This is a genomic window from Demequina sp. TMPB413, from assembly GCF_020447105.2.
Lineage (GTDB): Bacteria > Actinomycetota > Actinomycetes > Actinomycetales > Demequinaceae > Demequina.
Genome location: NZ_CP096184.1, coordinates 1,703,618 through 1,724,639, shown reverse-complemented (window position 1 = coordinate 1,724,639; position 21,022 = coordinate 1,703,618). Strand labels below are relative to the sequence as shown.

Annotated in this window: 14 protein-coding genes; 11 read left to right on the top strand and 3 right to left on the bottom strand. The window is 64.4% G+C overall.

The annotated features are described in order from the left end of the window. Position 1 precedes the first annotated feature (1 nt). The 3 genes from sdhA to sdhC are packed head-to-tail and all read right to left on the bottom strand — an operon-like array spanning position 2 to position 2,633. A complete protein-coding gene (gene sdhA / locus LGT36_RS08320; protein ID WP_226095805.1) occupies positions 2-1,771 on the bottom strand; it encodes a succinate dehydrogenase flavoprotein subunit in 1,770 nt (589 codons plus the stop codon). Continuing rightward, the gene (locus tag LGT36_RS08315) at positions 1,768-2,217 is read right to left on the bottom strand and encodes a succinate dehydrogenase hydrophobic membrane anchor subunit (protein WP_226095806.1); all 450 of its coding nucleotides are present in this window, start codon (positions 2,215-2,217) and stop codon (positions 1,768-1,770) included. The genes sdhA and LGT36_RS08315 overlap by 4 nt, the downstream gene beginning before the upstream one ends. Beyond that, entirely contained in the window at positions 2,217-2,633 is a 417-nt protein-coding gene (sdhC, locus tag LGT36_RS08310; protein ID WP_226095807.1) for a succinate dehydrogenase, cytochrome b556 subunit, read from the bottom strand. The genes LGT36_RS08315 and sdhC overlap by 1 nt, the downstream gene beginning before the upstream one ends. A 14-nt stretch (positions 2,634-2,647) precedes the next feature. Between sdhC and LGT36_RS08305 the strand changes: the two genes are divergently transcribed. The 11 genes from LGT36_RS08305 to LGT36_RS08255 all read left to right on the top strand — a co-directional run bounded on the left by LGT36_RS08305 (position 2,648) and on the right by LGT36_RS08255 (position 20,995). Next, entirely contained in the window at positions 2,648-3,745 is a 1,098-nt protein-coding gene (locus LGT36_RS08305) for a mannose-1-phosphate guanylyltransferase (protein ID WP_226095808.1), read from the top strand. 115 nt (positions 3,746-3,860) lie between these two features. Beyond that, on the top strand, positions 3,861-4,952 hold the full coding sequence (locus tag LGT36_RS08300; protein ID WP_226095809.1) for a BMP family protein: 1,092 nt from the start codon (positions 3,861-3,863) through the stop codon (positions 4,950-4,952). A gap of 132 nt (positions 4,953-5,084) precedes the next feature. Then, the gene (locus LGT36_RS08295) at positions 5,085-6,596 is read left to right on the top strand and encodes an ABC transporter ATP-binding protein (RefSeq protein WP_226095819.1); all 1,512 of its coding nucleotides are present in this window, start codon (positions 5,085-5,087) and stop codon (positions 6,594-6,596) included. Beyond that, on the top strand, positions 6,593-7,813 hold the full coding sequence (locus LGT36_RS08290; RefSeq protein ID WP_226095810.1) for an ABC transporter permease: 1,221 nt from the start codon (positions 6,593-6,595) through the stop codon (positions 7,811-7,813). The genes LGT36_RS08295 and LGT36_RS08290 overlap by 4 nt, the downstream gene beginning before the upstream one ends. Next, positions 7,810-9,126, top strand: a complete 1,317-nt coding sequence (locus LGT36_RS08285) for an ABC transporter permease (protein WP_226095811.1) — start codon at positions 7,810-7,812, stop codon at positions 9,124-9,126. The genes LGT36_RS08290 and LGT36_RS08285 overlap by 4 nt, the downstream gene beginning before the upstream one ends. A 3-nt stretch (positions 9,127-9,129) precedes the next feature. Further along, positions 9,130-9,531 carry a cytidine deaminase gene (locus LGT36_RS08280; protein WP_226095812.1) on the top strand — a complete coding sequence of 134 codons (402 nt, stop codon included), beginning with the start codon at positions 9,130-9,132 and terminating at the stop codon, positions 9,529-9,531. Further along, positions 9,528-10,838 carry a thymidine phosphorylase gene (locus LGT36_RS08275; RefSeq protein WP_226095814.1) on the top strand — a complete coding sequence of 437 codons (1,311 nt, stop codon included), beginning with the start codon at positions 9,528-9,530 and terminating at the stop codon, positions 10,836-10,838. The genes LGT36_RS08280 and LGT36_RS08275 overlap by 4 nt, the downstream gene beginning before the upstream one ends. After that, on the top strand, positions 10,839-11,840 hold the full coding sequence (locus LGT36_RS08270) for a hypothetical protein (protein ID WP_226095815.1): 1,002 nt from the start codon (positions 10,839-10,841) through the stop codon (positions 11,838-11,840). A gap of 118 nt (positions 11,841-11,958) precedes the next feature. Then, positions 11,959-18,702 (top strand): RHS repeat-associated core domain-containing protein, encoded by a 6,744-nt coding sequence (locus LGT36_RS08265; RefSeq protein ID WP_248642046.1) that lies wholly within the window; start codon positions 11,959-11,961, stop codon positions 18,700-18,702. Between the two features lie 101 nt (positions 18,703-18,803). Beyond that, the gene (locus tag LGT36_RS08260) at positions 18,804-19,256 is read left to right on the top strand and encodes a hypothetical protein (protein ID WP_226095905.1); all 453 of its coding nucleotides are present in this window, start codon (positions 18,804-18,806) and stop codon (positions 19,254-19,256) included. A 938-nt stretch (positions 19,257-20,194) separates the two neighbouring features. Continuing rightward, on the top strand, positions 20,195-20,995 hold the full coding sequence (locus LGT36_RS08255) for a hypothetical protein (protein WP_226095907.1): 801 nt from the start codon (positions 20,195-20,197) through the stop codon (positions 20,993-20,995). The last annotated feature ends 27 nt before the right edge of the window (positions 20,996-21,022 follow it).

Genomic DNA, 21,022 nt, shown 5'->3' with positions numbered 1-21,022 from the left:
GTCAGTACTTCCGTTCCATCGGCTGGTACTTGGTGATGACCACCGGTTTGTAATCCAAACGCACCCCCTCGCTCGAGGCGTAGGCCATGGTGTGACGCATGAAGTTCTCGTCATCACGGGTGGGGAAGTCCTCGCGGTAGTGCCCGCCACGGCTCTCCTCGCGCGCGTGGGCTCCGGCGACGACCACCTGGGCGAGTTCGATCAGGAAGCTCAGTTCGACGGCCTCGAGAAGGTCGGTGTTGTACTTCTGTCCGCGATCATGAATCGCGATGTTCTCGTAGCGGGCCTTGAGGTCCGCAATCAGGGCGGCGGCCTCTGCCAACGACTCGGAGGTGCGGAACACCTGGACGTTGCGGTCCATCGTCTCTTGCAGTTCCTTGCGCAGTCCCGCGACGGTCTCGGTGCCTCCGCTCGAGACGGAAGACCTGAGCTTCTCGACCATTCCTGCAACGCCAGCCATCGCGTCGTCCGGCAAGGCAGGCGCCGACGCCGTGGCCACCGCGTACTCGGCGGCGGCAATTCCCGCGCGGCGACCGAACACGTTGATGTCGAGCAGGGAGTTGGTGCCGAGACGGTTGGCCCCGTGAACCGACACGCATGCGCACTCGCCTGCGGCGTAGAGCCCGGCTACGACGTCGGTGTTATTGCGCAGCACCTGGCCGGTGACGTTGGTAGGGATGCCGCCCATCGCGTAGTGGGCGGTGGGGAAGACGGGCACCGGCTCGGTGTACGGCTCGACACCAAGGTAGGTGCGCGCGAACTCGGTGATGTCGGGCAGTTTGGCGTCGATGTGTGCCGGCTCGAGGTGGGTCAAGTCGAGCAGCACGTAGTCCTTGTGGGGCCCGCAACCGCGGCCCTCGCGCACCTCGTTGGCCATGGCGCGCGCCACCATGTCGCGCGGCGCCAAGTCCTTGATGGTGGGGGCATAGCGCTCCATGAAGCGCTCACCGGTGGAGTTGCGCAGGATGCCGCCCTCACCGCGCGCGGCCTCCGACAGCAGGATGCCAAGCCCGGCAAGGCCGGTCGGGTGGAACTGGAAGAACTCCATGTCCTCAAGCGGCAGCCCGGCGCGCAGCGCGATCCCCATGCCGTCGCCGGTGAGGGTGTGGGCGTTGGAGGTGGTCTTGAAGACCTTTCCTGCACCACCGGTGGCAAAGATGACGGACTTGGCACGGAAGGTGTGGATCTCACCGGTGGCGAGTTCGTAGGCGACCACGCCTGCCGCGGCCACTTCGGTACCTGGCGCCGCGCTTTGAGGGTTCTCAGTCAGCAGCAGGTCGAGCACGTAGTACTCGTTGAAGAACTCGACCTTCTGCTTGACGCACTGTTGGTACAGCGTCTGCAGAATCATGTGTCCCGTGCGGTCGGCGGAGTAGCAGGCGCGGCGCACGGCGGCCTCGCCGTGGTTGCGGGTGTGGCCACCGAAGCGGCGCTGGTCGATCGTGCCCTCTTCCGTCCGGTTGAAGGGCAGGCCCATCTTCTCCAAGTCGAGCACCGCGTCGACGGCCTCGTTGCAGAGGATCTCCGCGGCGTCTTGGTCGACGAGGTAGTCGCCGCCCTTGATGGTGTCGAAGACGTGCCACTCGGCGTTGTCGTCCTCCACGTTGGACAGGGCCGCAGCCATGCCGCCCTGGGCGGCACCCGTGTGGGATCGCGTGGGGTAGAGCTTGGTGAGTACAGCAGTGCGGGCACGCTGAGAGCTTTCGAGCGCGGCGCGCATTCCAGCGCCGCCGGCGCCAACAATGACGACGTCGTATTCGTGGTCGGTCATCTATCTACCTCGGAACAGAAGCTGGGGAGCAGATCGGGATCTGCATCTTGGGGACAAGCGTCAAACGTAAAGATCACAAGGGTGCCGAGCACGATGATCACGGCGGTCGCGGTGCCGAGCAGGGAGTTCAACACGACGCGACTGCGCTTGGTACGCGCGTAGTCGCTGATGAGGTACGACATTCCGTTGGCGCCGTGCAACATGGCCAGCACGAGCATGGTGAAGTCGATCCACTGCCAGTACCACGCGGCCCACTTGCCGGCCACAAAGGCGAAGTCGATCTGGTTCACGCCGTCGCCGAGGATCAGGTTCACAAACAGGTGCGTGAAGATCAGCACGACCAGCACCACGCCGGAGATGCGTTGGAACAGCCACCACCACCGGTGAGCTGGCGTGAGCCGCTTGCGCGTCGACGGCAACGGCTGGCTAAGTTGTGGCGCGGCCATCACTCGCCCCCAAAGACGTTGCCGAGGTGGCGGGGCAAGAACCCTGCCATGAGCACCACGAAGATGCCCCACACCACCCACACCAGGAACTTCTGGTGGCGAAGCGCCCACGTCCACTTGTCGACAGCGACGATGCGCAGGCCATTGAACGCGTGCAGGATGATCGCGGCGACGAGTCCGGCCTCGACCAGTCCGTACAGCGGGGTCTTGTAGCTTCCGATCACGTCGTTGTAGGCCTCGGGAGAGACCCGCACCAAGGCGGTGTCCAGCACGTGCACAAGCAGGAAGAAGAAGATGGCCACGCCGGTAGCACGATGGACGATCCACATCCACATGCCCTCGTGGCCGCGGTAGAGCGTCGGCGTCGACGACACGGCGTTCTCCTTGGGTGGGACTTCGAGGCGAATGCCTACCATCCTAGACTTCCCACATGAGTGCACCTTCTCCAGACGCCGCCGCGATCAAGGGTTTCGCTGCGGTGATCCCCGCAGGAGGCGTGGGTTCTCGCCTGTGGCCCCTGTCGAGCCCAGACCGGCCCAAGTTCCTGCTCGACCTCTTGGGTGAGGGACGGACATTGCTGCAGGCCACGGTCGATCGCGTCGAGCCACTGGCCGAGTTCACGATGGTGGTCACGGGCGTGCGCCATGTCGCGGCCGTCGGCGAGCAGTTGCCGACGCTGACAGAGTCCGACCTGGTGGCCGAGCCGAGCCCCCGCGACTCCATGGCCGCCATTGCGCTCGCGGCCGCGATCCTTGAGCGCAGGCATGGCCCCATCGTGATGGGTTCGTTTGCGGCCGATCAGGTGATTCGCAAGCCCTTGGCATTTGAGGCGGCGGTGCGCGAGGCCGTCGAGGTGGCTCGCACGGGCAAGATCGTGACCATCGGCATCGAACCGACGGGCCCGTCGGAAGCGTTCGGCTATATCGAGGCGGGGGAGGGTCTGGGGGTGACCGCTCGCGATGTCGCCGCCTTCACCGAGAAGCCAGACGCCCATACCGCGGCGGCCTTCATCGCGACGGGGCGCTACTTCTGGAACGCGGGCATGTTCGTCATGCGCACTGACGTGCTGCTGGGGCACCTTGAGAGGCTTCAGCCAGCCATTGCGGCAGGAGTCACGGCCCTTGCCGACGCCTGGGACGGGCCAGGACGCGACGACGCCTTGGCACAGTGGTGGCCGACCATCACCAAGATCGCTATCGATCACGCCATCGCCGAACCCGTTGCGGCGCAGGGTGGTGTCGCGGTGGTTCCGGCCGACCTTGACTGGAACGACGTCGGCGACTTCGACTCGCTCGCGAGCATGCTCACGCCCCGCGCCGACGGCGTTGTCGCGGTGGACAGGGGGGATGTCACGGCCGTGCGAGACGCGCCGCGCGCCGTGGTGGTAGGCGGTAGCAGGCCTGTCGTGATTATCGGCATCCCCGACGCCGTGGTCGTGGACTCTGGCGATGCGCTGCTGGTGACCACAAGAGCAGCTGCTCAGCAGGTCAAGGAAGCGTCAAATATGGTCGCGAACCAGCGGTTGTGACCGATTCGTTGCCGAATGGCAACATTCCCACGCAAGCGCGCAACATTTCCCGCGTAGCATGGGATGAACGCACAGGCCTGGCGTGGAACAGGCCGCAGAATTGAGGAAACATCTCATGAAGAACACCTTGCGCATCGGCGCTATCGCCGCAGTGTCGGCGCTCGCGCTCGCCGCGTGCTCCAGCGCCCCAGAGGACGAGGCAGACCCCACGACCTCGGCAACGGATTCCGCACCGGTTGAGACCGTCGACTACAAGGCCTGCATGGTCTCCGACGAGGGCGGCTTCGACGACGGCTCCTTCAACCAGTCGGGCTTCGAGGGCCTTGAGCAGGCTGCTGCCGACCTCGGCATCGACACCGCCACGGCAGAGTCGAACGGCGAAGACCAGTACGGACCGAACATCGAGGCCATGGTTGCCGCCGATTGCGACCTGATCATCACGGTCGGTTTCGCGCTGTCAGCCGCGACCGTTGAGGCCGCTCTTGCCAACCCCGACGTCTCGTTCGCGATTGTTGACGACTGGGCAGACAACGACTTCGACGGCACCACCGACGCCCCGAACATCAAGCCGCTGACGTTCCAGACGGACCAGGCCGCTTACCTCGCTGGCTACGCCGCAGCGTCGTCTTCTGAGTCCGGCACCATCGCCACCTTCGGTGGCATGGCGTTCCCGTCAGTGACCATCTTCATGGACGGCTTCCTCGCGGGTGCCAACGCGTTCAACGAAGAGAACGGCACTGCAGTGTCCGTCCTGGGTTGGGACGGTAGCGACGGCGCCTTCACCGGTGACTTCAGCGACCTGGCAAAGGGCCAGACCACTGCACAGGGCTTCATCGACCAGGGCGCGGACATCATCCTGCCAGTGGCGGGCCCCGTGGGCGGCGGCGCAGCAGCCGCAGCACAGGCGGCTGGCAACACCTGGATCGTCGGCGTTGACGCCGACTGGACCGTCACGTTCCCCGAGTACTCGGACCTCATCTACACGTCGATCCTGAAGAACATCAGCAATGCGGTGTACGACACGATCAGCGAGGGCGTCTCTGACTCCGGCATCTCGTTCGAGCCCTACTCGGGCACGCTCGAGAACGGCGGCGTTGGCCTTGCACCGTTCGCTGACGGCGCGGTTACCGCTGAGGTCGAGGCGAAGCTCCAGGAGCTCACCGACGGCATCATCGCGGGCGACATCACGCCCAACACTGGTGGCTAATTCAGCACGGTAGTGCAGCGATAAGTCGCACCAGGGGCGTGCCGCGGTTACCCCGTGGCACGCCCCTCGTGCTTCACTGTGCATGTCGGCAGCAACGAAGCCGCCGACGCGCCAAGACAGAAGGGTCTCGACGTGAAACTCGAGTTGCGAGGCATCACCAAGAAGTTCGGTGACTTCGTGGCGAACGACCGAATCGACCTCACGGTCGAGCCTGGCACCGTGCACGCCCTCCTGGGCGAAAACGGCGCAGGCAAGTCGACGCTCATGAACGTTCTATTCGGTTTGTATGACGCCGATGGCGGCGAGATCCTGGTGGATGACAAGGTCGTCCATTTCGCGGGACCTGGCGACGCCATGCGCGCGGGGATCGGCATGGTGCACCAGCACTTCATGCTGATCCATCCGTTCACCGTGGCGGAGAACGTCATGCTGGGCCACGAGCAGTTGGGCCCTAACCGACTGCTGGACATCGAGGCAGCTCGCAAGCGAGTGCTCGAGATTTCCGAGCGCTTCGGGTTCAACGTGGATCCCGATGCCCTCATTGAGGACCTGTCGGTGGGAGCGCAGCAGCGGGTCGAGATCATCAAGGCGCTGTCGCGCGATGCCGACGTGCTGATTCTCGACGAACCCACCGCAGTGCTCACGCCGCAGGAGACCGACGAGTTGCTCGACATCATCAGCCAACTGCGCGACTCGGGCACCGCCGTTGTCCTCATTACCCACAAGCTGCGCGAGGTCCAGGCGGTGGCCGACACCATCACGGTGATTCGGCTCGGCAAGGTCGTTGGCACTGCGAAGCCCACCGCAAGTCAGGCGGAACTCGCGACCATGATGGTCGGACGCGATGTGACGATGGCCGTGGACAAGACCGAGGCCAAGCCAGGCGACGTCGTGCTCGACGTGCGCGGGCTGAGTGCTGTGAACGAGGCCGGCTATACGACGCTTGACGACGTTTCGCTTGAGGTCCGCGCGGGAGAGATCCTGGCCGTCGCCGGTGTCCAGGGCAACGGGCAGACCGAACTGGCTGAGGCGATTCTTGGCGCGATCGACGCCACCGCTGGCTCCATCACTCTTGACGGCAAGCAGGTACTGGGGCGCTCGATTAGGGACTCGCTCGCTGCAGGCATCGGCTTTGTGCCCGAAGACCGCACCACCGATGGTGTGGTGTCGACCTTCACCATTGAGAACAACCTGGTACTCGACCTCATCAACGACGATCGCTTCTCGACGCGCGGCAGCATCGATGTGGACGCCGTTGAGTCGAATGCCAAGGACAAGATCACGCAGTTTGACGTCCGTACCACCTCGTCAAAGGCGACCGCTGGGTCGCTGTCGGGCGGAAACCAGCAGAAGGTGGTGCTCGCGCGAGAGTTGTCGCGGGACCTCAAACTCCTCATCGCTTCACAGCCGACACGCGGCCTCGACATTGGCTCGATCGAATTTGTCCACCAGCAGATTGTTGCCGAACGCGACAAGGGAGTCGCGGTGCTCATCGTGTCGTCCGAACTGGACGAGGTCGTCGCACTCGCCGACAGGGTCGCCGTGATGTATCACGGAAAGATCGTGGGCGTGGTGCCGCCCAGCACTGACCGCAAGACGCTCGGCCTCATGATGGCCGGAGCCCACCAGGAGGAAGTCGCATGAGCGCCGCAGGGGAGACAAAGGAAGGACCGCAGGACAAGGGCTTCGGCGACAACCAGCGGTCACTACTGCGGTCCGTCGTGGAGTCGAACGGGCTCGTCGTCTTCTTCGCGTTCGTGGCGGCGTTGGTGGTGGGCGCGGTACTCGTGGTGTTCGCCGACGAGGCTGTCCAGGACTCGGCGGGCTACTTCTTCTCGCGTCCATCCGACTTGCTGTCGGCAGCGTGGACGGCCATTGCCGATGCTTACGTGGCTATGTTCCAGGGCTCCATCTACAACTTGCAGGCCGAGTCGTTCTCTGCGGCCATCAAGCCGCTGACCAACTCGCTCACGTTCTCTGCGCCGTTGATTTTCGCAGGCCTTGGCCTGGGCGTCGGCTTCCGTGCCGGGCTGTTCAACATCGGTGCTCAAGGTCAGGTCATCCTCGGCGCGATCATCGCTGGCTTCATCGGCTTCTCGTTTGACTTGCCGGTGGGTCTGCACTTGGCCCTCGCCATCGTCGGCGCGGTCTTGGGCGGCGCTCTGTGGGGCTTCATCCCCGGTGTGCTCAAGGCGACGACGGGCGCACACGAGGTGATCGTCACGATCATGCTCAACTACGTCGGCCTGTATTTGCTGGCCTGGCTGCTCAGCCTCGAGTCGTGGCAGTTGCCAGGTTCCGGCAACCCCAAGTCGCCGCCGATCGAGGAAAACGCGCAGTGGCCATCCCTGCTGGGCGACTCGTTCGGCCTGCACTGGGGCTTCATCGCGGCGCTGTTGGCCGCGTGGGGCGTGTGGTGGCTCATGGAGCGTTCCACGTGGGGCTTCACCTTCCGCGCGGTGGGCGCGAATCCGTCGGCCGCCACGATCGCGGGCATGAACGTCAAGGTCACGTATGTGCTCGTGATGGTCATTGCCGGAACCCTGGCAGGACTGGCAGGTGGCACTCAAGTGTTGGGCACCGAGAAGGCCCTCACCACTGGCATCGCTGGTTCGATCGGCTTTGATGCGATCACTGTGGCGCTTCTCGGCAGGTCTCGTCCGGCAGGCATCGTCGCTGCCGGAATCCTGTTTGGCGGTTTGCGCGCCTCTGGCCCGACGCTTCAGGTGCAAGCGGGACTGCCTATCGACATCGTGTTGGTGATCCAATCCGTCATCGTGCTGTTCATCGCCGCACCGCCGCTGGTGAGGTTCCTGTTCCGCCTGCCTGAGCCCCGCCTCGTGAAGGAGGTGACCGCATGACCGCCGTCAGCGCGTCAGTGCACACCGGTACCACTACGTCACTGCGGTCGCAGTTGAGCAAGTGGAAGGCCGTCATCGGCTACGCCGTCATCGCTCTGGTCAGCCTTCTCGCTTTTGGGCTTGGCGTTGACCGTGGCGATCACACGAGCTTCTCGGTTTCCCAGTCGGACGACGCGCTCCAGGTGCCCAACTTCTCGGTGCCGTCGCAGCCGGTGACCCTCACTCTTGCGGTGATCCTGTTCGCCCTGGCTGGCTACCAGGCCTGGGCGCTTCTGCGCGAGAAGTCTGTGGGCGTGTGGATGCCCATCGCCGTCGGGCTGGCCTTTATGGGTTCGCTGCTCACGTGGGCTGGGGCGGGGCGCGGCAACACCAACGTGGCCCTGACCGGCATGCTCGTCTCCGGAGTCTTCCTGGCGGTTCCGCTCGTGTTCGGTGCGATGGCTGGCACGCTGTGCGAACGCTCCGGCGTGGTGAACATCGCGATCGAGGGGCAGTTGCTCGGCGGGGCCTTCCTTGCCGCGGTGGTCGCGTCTGCGACCAACAATGCCTACATCGGCATGGCGGCCGCGCCCATCGCTGGCGCGTTTGTGGGAGCTCTGCTGGCGCTCTTCGCCGTGCGGTACTGGGTGGACCAGATCGTGGTGGGCGTGGTGCTCAACGTGCTGGTCATCGGCATCACGAGCTTCCTGTTCTCCACGGTGCTGAGCGACAACCCTGACCTCAACCAGGCAGGTGCGCAGATCGGCGCCCAAGGCGGCGTCATGATGCAGAGCCTGCCCATCCCGTTGCTTTCGGAAATCCCGATCCTTGGTCCGGTGCTTTTCGATCAGAACGCGCTCGTGTACGTCATGTACGCGATCGTGGTCGTGTTCCAGATCATGCTGTTCAAGTCGCGTTGGGGCCTGCGCGTCCGCGCCGTCGGCGAGCACCCGAAGGCCGCCGACACGGTGGGCATCAAGGTCAACCGCACCCGCGTGCGCAACACCATCCTCGGTGGAGCGATCGCTGGTCTCGGCGGCGCGTTCTTCACGGTCGCCTCTGGCCTCGCGTTCTCCAAGGAGATGACGTCTGGAAAGGGCTATATTGCGCTAGCCGCGATGATCCTTGGTCGTTGGAACCCGAAGGGTGCGCTGCTGGCGGCCCTGCTGTTCGGCTTTGCGGACTCGCTGCGCATCCAGTTGGGTGTCATCGGCTCCGCGATTCCCAGCGAGTTCCTCGCGATGCTGCCGTACCTGGCCACCATCTTTGCGGTGGCTGGACTGGTGGGGAAGTCCCGCCCGCCGGCAGCAGAGAACATCCCCTACAAGAAGTGATTCATGACTGACATCGATTGGGACGCCCTGCGCGCCGCGGCGCGAGCCGCGAACGCGCGGGCCTACGTTCCGTACTCCAAGTACCCGGTGGGCGCAGCGGCGCTGACCGACACTGGCAACATCGTCACCGGTGCCAATGTAGAGAACGCGTCCTACGGCCTGACCCTGTGTGCCGAGTGTGCGCTCGTGTCGAAGCTCCACACCGACGCCCTCGGCAGCAGGCTCGTGGCGTTCGCTTGCGTTGACAGCGAGGGTGCACCGCTCCAGCCGTGCGGACGATGCCGTCAGTTGCTGTACGAATTCGGCGGTGAGACGCTGTTGATTGACGGCCCCGACGGAACCTTGACCATGAACGACATCCTGCCGTGGGCCTTCGGTCCGCAGCACCTGGAGGACTCTCAGTGACAGAACCCTTTGACGCCGTTGACGTGATTGTCACCAAGCGAGACGGAGGGCGCCTGAGCGCCGACCAGATCGACTGGGTGGTGGACGCGTACACGCGCGGCGTGGTGGCGGATGAGCAGATGAGCTCGCTCGCCATGGCGATTCTGCAGCGCGGGATGAACCGGGCGGAGATCGCGCGGTGGACCAAGGCGATGATTGCCAGCGGCGAGCGGCTCGACTTCTCCGGGTTGCCCATGCCCACTGCGGACAAGCACTCGACCGGCGGTGTGGGCGACAAGATCACCCTTCCGTTGGCCCCCTTGGTGGCGGCATGCGGAGTCGCGGTGCCACAGCTCTCCGGGCGAGGCCTCGGCCACACGGGCGGCACTCTGGACAAGTTGGAGTCGATCCCCGGGTGGCGTGCGTCTCTGAGCAACGAGGAGATGTACGAGCAGTTGCGATCGGTAGGCGCCGTGATCTGTGCTGCGGGCTCCGGTCTGGCTCCTGCCGACAAGAAGCTCTACGCCTTGCGCGACGTGACGGGAACGGTCGAGGCGATCCCGTTGATCGCCAGCTCCATCATGTCCAAGAAGATCGCGGAGGGCACCGGCGTGTTGGTGCTCGACGTCAAGGTGGGCACCGGCGCGTTCATGAAGGACCTCGACATGGCGCGCGAACTCGCCACCACGATGGTCGACCTTGGCGCCGACGCTGGAGTCACCACGTCGGCGCTGCTCACCGACATGTCCACGCCACTTGGCAGGGGCATCGGCAACGGCCTCGAGGTGACCGAGTCGGTGGAGGTGCTCGCCGGCGGCGGGCCGGCGGACGTGGTCGAGCTCACTGTGGTGCTCGCCCGCGAGATGCTCGCAGGCGCTGGCATCACCGACGTCGACCCCGCCGAGGCGCTCAAGGACGGCCGCGCGATGGACGCGTGGCGTCGCATGATTTCCGCACAAGGCGGAGACCCCGATGCGGCGATGCCGGAGGCTCCTCACACCGAAGAGGTGCGGGCAGAGTCCGACGGCGTCATCACGCGCATGGATGCCATGGGTGTTGGCGTGGCCGCGTGGCGACTCGGCGCTGGCCGGGCCCGCAAGGAGGACCCTGTCCAAGCGTCGGCCGGTGTGTTCCTGCACAAGACCCTCGGTGAGAGCGTCCGCAAGGGCGACGTCATCATGACCTTGAACACGGAGACCGCGGGGCGCTTCGCCCGGGCCAAGGCGGCTCTTGCGGAGGCTTGCGACGGACAGGGTGCCGTGGCGATCTCGAAGTCCGGTGAGGGTCGCGGGCCCATCGTGCTGGATCGGATCGGGACGGCCACGTAGGTGGCGTGGACGCTGGTGGCCCTCGCGGCGCGCGCTGGACGTGCGCTGGGTGGGCGGCGAGCGTTTGTCTCCACAGCGGCCACGGGCCGCGCCGACGCTCTAGTGGCGGCGGCACCCGATCACCCCGACGTCTTTGCCAGGGTGTGCGCGAGGCGGCTTGAGGTCGCTTCGCCTGCGGACCGCAAGGCGCTCGAGGCTGCGCTGTCGGAACTCGGCAACGACGCACCGGTGGTGGAGCGAGCCATCGCGAGCGGTGCACCTCTCGATGCCGTGGCGATCTTGGCGGCGGCGTGGTCGACACTCGACGCTGACGCGAAGGCGCTGGTACGTGACCCTTTGACGCGCCGCGATGCTGGTCCCGTGACGTGGAGCAGGGTGACCGCTACGCAAGTGAGCGCGACCACCTGCGGCGCGGCATCAATGGCCATGATGCTCGTGATGGGCGACCCCTTGGTGGCGTTGTGGGTCGCGACGGGTCGCAGAGGCGGTGCCTACATGCCTCCGGAGGTGTTGGCTGCCGAGGTGCGCACCCGTGTTCTTCATACTGTCGCCGACAGGTGGGATGCTTTGCAGCTCGCGATTCACGATGCTGTGACTCGCCGGGGCCTTGGTGTTGCCCCGTGGCCGCAGACTTATGGGACGCCGCCGTGGCGCGTCAACAATGAGACCCGGTTCGCCGGGCTGCGCTTTCGCGGCGCCCTGGTGGACGATTCACGCGCCGACGAGGTGGCCGCGCTGGCCGCGCATGCACGGGCGGCCTTGGCGGACGGGATCCCGGTGCCGTTGTATGTCTCGGGCGACTCCGCGAGGGGGCTGGACTCGGTGGTGCCGCGGCACGTGGTGCTGCTAGTGGGCGTGGACGGTGACGGGTTCTTGGTCTACGAGCCTTCGAGCGGGGCGGTGCACCGGCATGAGTTCTTGGTCGGCGGCGGCAAGTCCGCGGCGCTCGGCCACTGGAACCGCGTGGCGTGGGCCGTGCTGCCGCGGACGAGGCGGGGGTGATGGCGCCGCGCGAGGTGCGGCGAAAGCTTGCGGCGTTTCCTGTGGCGCGCCAGCGACTCCTCCGCTAGCCTGACGCTGACATCGCGACGGTCAGCTTCGCGAGTCTGTAGGGGGGAAAGTGACCACGATCGGTGGAGCCGTCAGACTCCGTGTCTCTGTTTCATTCGCGCTGATTCTTGCCATCGTGCTGACGATTCTGCCGCCGGCGCCGGAAGAGGCGTTCGTGGCGCGGGCGGAGGAGACGCCTCCTCTTGCGAATCCGTTGGTGGAAGATCCGCTTGTAGTCGGGCTTGAGACCTCCAGCCCAGAGTTTCCGGCGGGTGGTTCAGCCACACTGACCGCGACGTCGACCGTCCCGGTGGAGCAGATCGGGGCCACGATCGACATCCTCGACAACGCCGACGGGTCGGTTGTGAAGAGTTGTGTCGCTGGCACGACGTGTGTAGCGAGTGTGTCCTTCTTGACCGGCGGGCCTCGTGAGTACGTGGCCGCTGTTCAGGACGTTGAGTCGGCCCCGGTGACTGTTGCGCGTGCACCGTGGGAGGTGTCGTTGACGTCGTCGAGGGATGTTTTTGCTGCGGGGCAGGCGTTCACATTGAAAGCGGTGGTGAATCAGAACATCGCAAACACTGGTGGTGCGTACGCGGTCCACCTTGTGGACGTAGCCACCGGCGCGGTCGTGAAGACCTGCACGAGTACGGGCGTCACCCAAGGGGAGTACCGGTGTTCGGTGGACACGGTTTTCTACACGGGTGACCCGCACCAGTACGTCGCCTATGTTTCCGATGTGACTGATCCGGCTGTCGATGTGCAGGCGCAGTCGGCTGCAGTGACGGAGGCGCGTCAGCCGTGGTCGGTCGAGTTGACTTCGAGTGTGCAGTCGTCGGGCGGGACATTCTTGGCTGGCGCCGCTTTCACGTTGTCGGCGGTGGTGAATCAGGATGTGGGCAATACGGGTGGCGCGTATGCGGTCCACATCGTTGATGTGACGTCGGGTGCAGTGGTGAAGACTTGCGATGACGTGTCGGTTTCGTACAGCGAGTACCGGTGTTCGGTGGACACGGTTTTCTACACGGGCGACCCGCACCAGTACGTCGCCTATGTGTCCGATGTGACTGATCCGGCTGTCGATGTGCAGGCCCAGTCTGCCCCTGTAACGGTGTCAAGGCTTCCGTGGTTGGTGTCTTTGACATCGTCGAAGGATGTCTTCAGTGCGGGAAGCACGTACAAGTTGGAAGCGGTGGTGAATCAGGATGTGGGCAACACGGGTGGCGCGTACGCGGTCCACATCGTTGATGTGACGTCGGGTGCAGTGGTGAAGACTTGCGATGACGTGTCGGTTTCGTACGGCGAGTACCGGTGCTCGTTGGATACCCGCTTCTACACCGGAGATCCGCACCAATACGTGGCCTACGTGTCGGCAGGGGGCGACTACGAGTCGGATGTTCAGGCCGAATCTGCGCCGGTATCGGTCTCGCGGGTGGTTTGGACGGTGTCGTTATCGACGTCGCGTGATTTGTTTCCTGCGGGTCAGACGTATCTGTTGAAGGCGGTGGTGAATCAGGATGTGGGCAATACGGGTGGCGCGTACGCGGTCCACATCGTTGATGTGACGTCGGGTGCAGTGGTGAAGACTTGCGATGACGTGTCGGTTTCGTACAGCGAGTACCGGTGTTCGGTGGACACGGTTTTCTACACGGGCGATCCGCACCAGTATGTCGCCTATGTGTCTGACGTTGCTGACCAGACAGTGGATGTTCAGGCCCAGTCTGCCCCTGTAACGGTGTCGAGGCTTCCATGGACGGTGTCGCTGACGTCGTCGCGTGATGTGTTTTCTGCGGGTCAGACGTATCTGTTGAAGGCGGTGGTGAATCAGGATGTGGGCAATACGGGTGGCGCGTACGCGGTCCACATCGTTGATGTGACGTCGGGTGCAGTGGTGAAGACTTGCGATGACGTGTCGGTTTCGTACGGCGAGTACCGGTGCTCGTTGGATACCCGCTTCTACACCGGAGATCCGCACCAATACGTGGCCTACGTGTCGGCCGTCGGCAACTACGAGACCGACGTCCAGGCGACTTCCAACCCCGTGACCGTAGCGCGCAAGCCGTGGAGCGCCACCCTGACCGTCGACAGGAGTGTTTTCGCCGCGGGCCAGTCATACACGCTGAAAGCCACCGCCGACCAGAACGTGGCCAATACCGGTGGCTTCTACTCGCTGTACATCGTCGACATCGGCACTGGCGAGGTGGTCAAGGAGTGCACCACAGGCACATCCTGTTCCCTCACCACCAAGTTCTACACAGGCGATCCGCGCTCGTACCGAGCGTTTGTCGCCTCCCGACCCGACGGCCATGAGGTCGACCGGCAAGTCGCAACCAACAGTGTGAACGTCGCGCGCCAAGCGTGGCAGGTCTCGCTGGATACTGTCTCGGAGGCGACCCCCGACTCCAACGGCATGGTCAAGACGACCTTCAGGGCGACGACCAACCAGAACATCGGCTACACCAATAGCAACTACCGCACGTACATCTACGACGTCACGGCCAGTAGAAGCATCGCCATTTGCACGTCGGGGACTACGTGCACCGGCTCAACGAACTTCCCCGAAGGCAACCCGCACCGCGTGATCGCCTACGTCGCGGGCATCGGCAATCCCTGGGTCGACCAGCAAGCCAAGAGCAACGCCATCACCGCTCAAGCGGGCGGTGGCGCAGTGATCGCGGGGGAGGTCTTCGGCGGAGCCAACCCTGCCGAGGCGTGCGCAAGCACGTGCCGCGCTGATCCAGTGAACACGCAATCGGGTGAGTTTTTTGAAACCACCACCGACATCGGCCTTCCAGGAGTCGGCCCCAACGTGAGTTGGACGCGGACGTATTCCGCGCAGCGCGCGGGGACGCCCGGTGCCTTCGGATACGGGTGGACCGCCAGCGTGGGCATGGCAGTGGAGTCGGCGGACACCGATCCGCTCGCCTTGGCGCAAGCCGTCAACGTGGTGCAAGAGAACGGGTCGCTCACCAGGTTCATCCGCACGGAAGACGGCACCTTCGAAGCCCCCGACAGGGTCTTCGCCACGCTCACCTACGATCCCGTCGACGGCTACCGCTACGTGCGTGGCGGCAACGAGGTATTCCTCTTCACGCCCCAGGGCGCGCTCACGCGCATCGAGGACAACAACGGCAACGGGATGGACGTCACGGTCAACGCCAGCGGGCAGGTGACGGGCCTTACCGCAGACGACGGCCGCGCGCTCACCGTGACCTACGCGAACGGCAGGGTCACGCGCGTCGAGGACAGCACGGGCCGCGAGGCCACCTACACCTACGACGCCGCGGGTGACCTGACCTCCGTGAACGGCTTCGGCGGCACGGTGTCCACCTATGCGTATGACGCCAACCACCGGGTGGTCTCGATGACCAAGCCAGGCGGCGCGGTCACCACCAACACGTACGACGCAGATGGCAGGGTGATCGAGCAGGTGGACCCCATTGGGAGGTCAACCAACTTCGAGTACCTCGCGGGCGAGACCCGCGTCACCGACAACCTGGGCGTCGTCACGATCGAGCGCTACTCGAACGGCCAACTGACGTCCATGACGTCGGCCGCGGGAACTCCTGCCGAGGCCACGGTGTCCTACACCTACACGAGCAGCAACCAGGTGGCGAGCATGACCGACGCCCTCGGAAGGGTCGCGTACTACTCGTACGATGCGCGCGGCAACAGGGTGTGGATCATCAACACCCTGGGCGCCATGACCAAGTTCGCGTATGACGAGAACGGCCACCTGGTCACCGTGACCAACGCGCTCAACCAGGTCACCACGTTCGAGAACGACGCCAAGGGCAACCCTGTCGCCGTGACCGACGCCCTGGGCAACCGCACGGTCAATACGCTCAATGAGAAGGGTCAGGTCATCGCGGTGACCGACGCGCTCGGCCGCACCAGCACCGTCGAGCACGACGCTCACGGCAGGCCGATCGCCCAAGTCTCGCCAGGCGGCGTGCGCACCGAGATCGAGTACGACGCTCTGGGGCTCGTGACCGCGACGGTGGACCCGCGCGGCACGCAACCGGGTGACAGTCGTGACGACTACCGCTCGACGTACGCCTACAACGCGTTGGGGCTGCGAACGTCGGCCACTGATCCGTTGGGTAACTCGATGTCGTACTCGTACGACAACGCGGGCCGCACCACGTCCACCACGGACGCGCTCGGCCATGCGACCACCCTCACGTATGACGCGGCGGGCCAGATCCTGACCTCCACGGATGCATCGGGCGCCACGACCAGCTTCGCGTACGACGGCGTGGGCAGGGTCACGGCGGTCACCGCGCCCGATGGGTCGACGGTGAGCACTGTTTACGACGCGGCGGGAAGGCCCACGCAGTCGATCGATGCGTTGGGTAATGCGACCAGCTACACGTACGACGCGGCCGGTCAGCTCCTCACGGAAACCTCGCCTGAGGGCAGGGTGACCACGTATGCGTATGACGCGGGAGGCAACGTCAAGAAGGTGACAGACCCGGCTGGCGGGATCACCACGATGGCGTACGACCTGTTGGGCAGGGTGACGTCGGTGACGGATCCCGATGGTCGCACCACGATGACCACGTATGACGCTGCTGGCAGGGTGGTGCAGACCCGGCGCAGTGATGGGGCGACGGAGGGTTACGTTTACGACGCTGCGGGTCAGGTGACGAGTTCGACGGACGTGAACGGGCGGGTCACCACGTATGCGTATGACGCTGATGGCAACGTGGTCTCGTCGGTAGATTTTGCGGGGCGGACTACCTCGGCGACGTATGTGGATGGCTTCCCGGTGGTGACGACGGACGCGGCGGGGGAGACCACCACGACCTCGTATGACGTGCGGGGGCTTGCCACGGGTGTCACGTATTCGAGTGGTTTGGCACCCAGTGCGATGGTCTATGACGCTCTGGGCAGGGTCACGTCTGCGACGGATGGTGCCGGTCAGACGGACTACACGTATGACGTGTTGGGCAGGGTCACCGCCATCGAAGGCCCGACGGGCGACGTGGGCTATGCGTACAACGCGGCGGGCAATGTGGCGTCGGTGACGTATCCGGGTGGTCGGGTGGTGGAGCGCACGTATGACGCTGCCGGCCGGGTGACCGGGTTCGAGTCTGATGGTGTGGGTGCGTTTGGGGTGGTGTGGACGGCCGATGGTTTGGTGGACGCTGTCACGTATCCCAATGGGGTGGCCACGGACTACACCTACGATTTGGCGGGGCGTGCGACGGATATCTCGGTCACGGGGTCCGCGGGTGCGGTGTTGGAGTTGGGGTATGCGTATACGCCTGGCAGTTTGATGTCTTCGCGCACGACGGCACGTGACGGTGGGGTGGCGGTCTCGGAGGATGTGACGTGGGATGCGGCGGCACGGTTGTCGACGATTTCGTCCATGAGTTCGGGTGTGCCGGTGCAGTACACACCGTCTAGCGAGGTGATGCGGGCTGATGATGGTGCGTTGTTGGCGTGGGGTGCGGATGGGTCGCTCACGTCACGCACGGTCGGCGCTGAGGTGACGGCGTATGCGTCGGACGGCTTGGGACGCAGGACCTCGACAACGACGGCGTCGGGGGATTCGACGTCGTTTGGTTGGGATCAGGTGGGTCGCATGACGGGTCTCGCGGACACGGTCACGGGTTCCGTCACGGACTACAGCTATTCCGGTGGTCTGCGTGTGGGTGCCGCGACGACGGTGGGTGGGGACACGTCGACCGAAGCTTTCACGTGGGACACGTTGGCTGGTGTGCCGTTGCTGTTGTCGGACTCGACGCACGAGTACATCTACGGGCTTGGCACGGCCCCTGTGGCACAGGTCGACACCACCACAGGTGAGGTGGTGTTCCTGCATGGTGATCTGATTGGGTCGACGAGGTCGGCGACTGATGTGTCGGGCGCTCAGGTGGGTTCGTGGGACTACTCGGTGTTTGGTGAGACGCTCACGGCCACCGGGGGAGCCGCCGGTGATGGTGCCGGGATCACCCGGTTCTTGTTCGCGGGCGAGTACCTGGACGACACCGGTCTCTACTATCTGCGGGCACGGTTCTATGACCCGGTGACGGCATCGTTCCTCAGTGTCGACCCGGCCCTGTCGGCCACGGGTAGCCCGTATGCGTATGCGTCGGGCAACCCGTTGCAACTGGTGGACCCGTTGGGGTTGTGGTCAATGCCCAACCCATTTGACAGCGCGATCAACTCGATCTCGAACACCGTCAAGAGTCTGACGAGTTGGGGGTCCGTCAGCGACCTCCTGGGGACCGTTGCCTGCGAGGTATCAGGCGGGTTCTTCTGGCCCGACACCGGGCGCAACATCAATCTGATGCTTGGATTCGCGAACCATGCCAAGGACGAGTTGCGCGAGACATGGAGGGAAGTCCGCTACTTCATGAATATCAAGAATCCAGTAAGCGCGATTCCCGCTGAGGCCGCGATGAATGTGGCTGTCCGATCAGGTGCCGAGTGCGAGTGGGAGTCGACCGAAAAGTTCTGGGTCTGCTACGGAGCCGATGCCGGATACGTACCCGACTCCGGAGGAACCATGTATGGCGCGGTGTTCGTCACGCCCTGGAGTAAGGCGGAACTTGAGAAGAAGGACCGGGAGCAGAACAGATCCACGATAAGACACGAAGCGAAGCACGGCGACATTGAAGCATTCATTGGGTCGCCAGGCGTGGGAGTACTAGTCCTGGCGAGCGGTATCAACAACACAGCGCTGGACCTGGTGATTCGACAGGATCCCATGGGTACAGCGCGGAACGTTGGAAAGCTGTTCAAATGCAATGGTGTCGAGTGGTCAGCTGGATATCAGGACGGCGGTTACGAAGAGTGCGTATAGCAACATTGCCAGGACGATCAGCGTGGCGAAACGCCGTTGTAGTGGGCGTAGGGCTCCTGCTTCTATCAGCGTGCTTGCCCTCGGTGCCGATTGATGATCCGATGCCTATGTCCCTTCATCGCGACGCATCCGGCGAACTCACGGTGTCATTTCCGGTGTGTCGCGGCGAACGTGTGCAGTCCGTGGGAGTGGGAGCTCACGCTGGCGGTGACTATGTGGTGATGCGCTACGGCCCCGCGCCCGAACAGAATGCGAGTGCGACCGTCGAAAGCTTCGTGGTGGACGACGAAACCATCGCCTCGGACCGTCTCGATGTGCCGTGGCCGGTGAGTGAGACCTGGCCTGTCGGCACGGCGTCGGGCGTCGACGACGTCGACTCGGTCTGGGCAAGTACGACGACCCGGTCAGCGGGAGTGGACCTTGAGATGCTGCTGCCTGCTGGTCCCGGTGACTGGTTGGTGATCGGAGATCGAATCGAACACGATGCGGCACCCGTCGCTGTCTCCGCTACTGAAGCCAAAGCCGCCGTCGACGCCTTCTGCGAAGGTTCCTGACTGAGTTGAGCCAAGCCGCACATGCGGCGGCACGGTTGTCGACGATTTCGTCCATGTCGTCGGGTGTGCCGGTGCAGTCCACACCGTCTAGTGAGGTGACACGGGCCGATGATGGTCGGTGTCGCTCACGGGTGTGGGTGCAATCATTGGTGTCCCTACGGACGTGGTAGGTGCGTACGAGACTGTAACTGGAGTGCTCAAGGACGCCCGAGGTGCGAGTCAACTGGTCGAGGGGATCGGCACTGAGTGCACCGAGGACACCGGCAGTCGGGGCAACACCAAGCATCTGGTCTTCGGGACCATTCCCTTCGGAGGCTTCATCGATGACCGCACTAGCTGGCTAGACAAATGGGGATCGTTGCCTTGATCGGTGACATGACCGAAGGGACGGATATGGCTACCCGAGTCTCCGAAAGGCTCGCACGACGCGTCCGCGGCCGTGACTGGCCGACCGCAAATGTGCTCGCGGCATTCGCGGCCACGCGCGCGAATGCGGCGGTGACAGCACATGCCTTCTCGGTGGCGCACCTTCTACTTGAGTTGCTCGCACTGCCCGGCTCCTACCACTGGCTGTCGAGACACAGCCGGGTGTCATTGATCGGGATGACGGAAACGGAGTGGGTCTCGGTCGGGCTGCCCGAGGTGCCCCGTCGCGGCAGTGGCCACCCCGGTGTAGTGAGGAGGCACGGAGACCTAGCTGAGCTCGTCATCGGCAGGCGAGGAACTCTGTCGGGTCGCGTGCGACTCGCAGGTGAGACCTTCTTTGTCCCGAGGCGCCAGCACCAGGACCTCGCGGAGTTCCTTTCGTCGCAATCTCACACCTAGGGACGCCCTCATTGGGCGCGGACGTTCCGTGGCGTCCGCCGTGGCGTCCGCCGTGGCGTTGATGGCGCTTTGTTGGTGTGGGGCACTACGTCCACTAGGGCTGGGGATCTTCAATGGTTGATGCGATGTTCGTCGAGTTTCCGTTGGCGTTGCCGTCAGATGGCGTCGGTGATCTGCGCGGACTCGGCGCGTCTTCGGGTGCGCCGACACCCGAGCGTCGGCTGTGGGACTTTGGCGAAGACCTCGGCGCATTCGAGGCAGTGAACGGTGAGATTGCTAGCCGCGTGGAGCCCTTGCGTTCCGAGCGTCGCCCTGATTGGGCGCGGCGCGGCGGTGTTTGGTTGGAAGTGGAGTTGGGGGCAAATGCGTGGTTGCCGCCATTGTCGATGTGGCCAAGCACGGTTGCCTGCTTGGCAGAGGCTCAGGTCGCTCTGAACATCAGCATCCATCCCGATCCGGACGGGGTCGGTCCTGACTACACCGCCGAGATCGGATTCTTCGTCCACCTCGGTGGTGGGAAGACGGGATCTCCGCAAGGGGTACCCGCTAGTTGGCCGCACGGGTTGGCGGTAACGGTGGTCGACAGCGGAACGGAACACGGTCTGATCGAAAAGGAATCGACGCCGGGCTACGTGGCGACCCATGTTGACTTCGACCCCGTTGAAGTCCCAACCGGCGAGGAGTTGAGCGCCACCGTGGGCGCGCTGCTGGAAGGCGAGCAACGTGCGACATCTTCTCGGGGCGCCAAGTCCCTGCTGGTCTACGTGCCGAGCAACTCGCAAGATCTCCGCATTGACGTGGACCTCCTTGAGAATCTGGCTTCGCGCGGAATGGCGCTGTGCTTCGAAGTCACCCCTGGCGGGGTTCACGAGGAGTACATTCGTACGTTCAACGAAAGCTTGGGAGTCCAGTGACCGGACACGGGAATCCACATGGTCCGC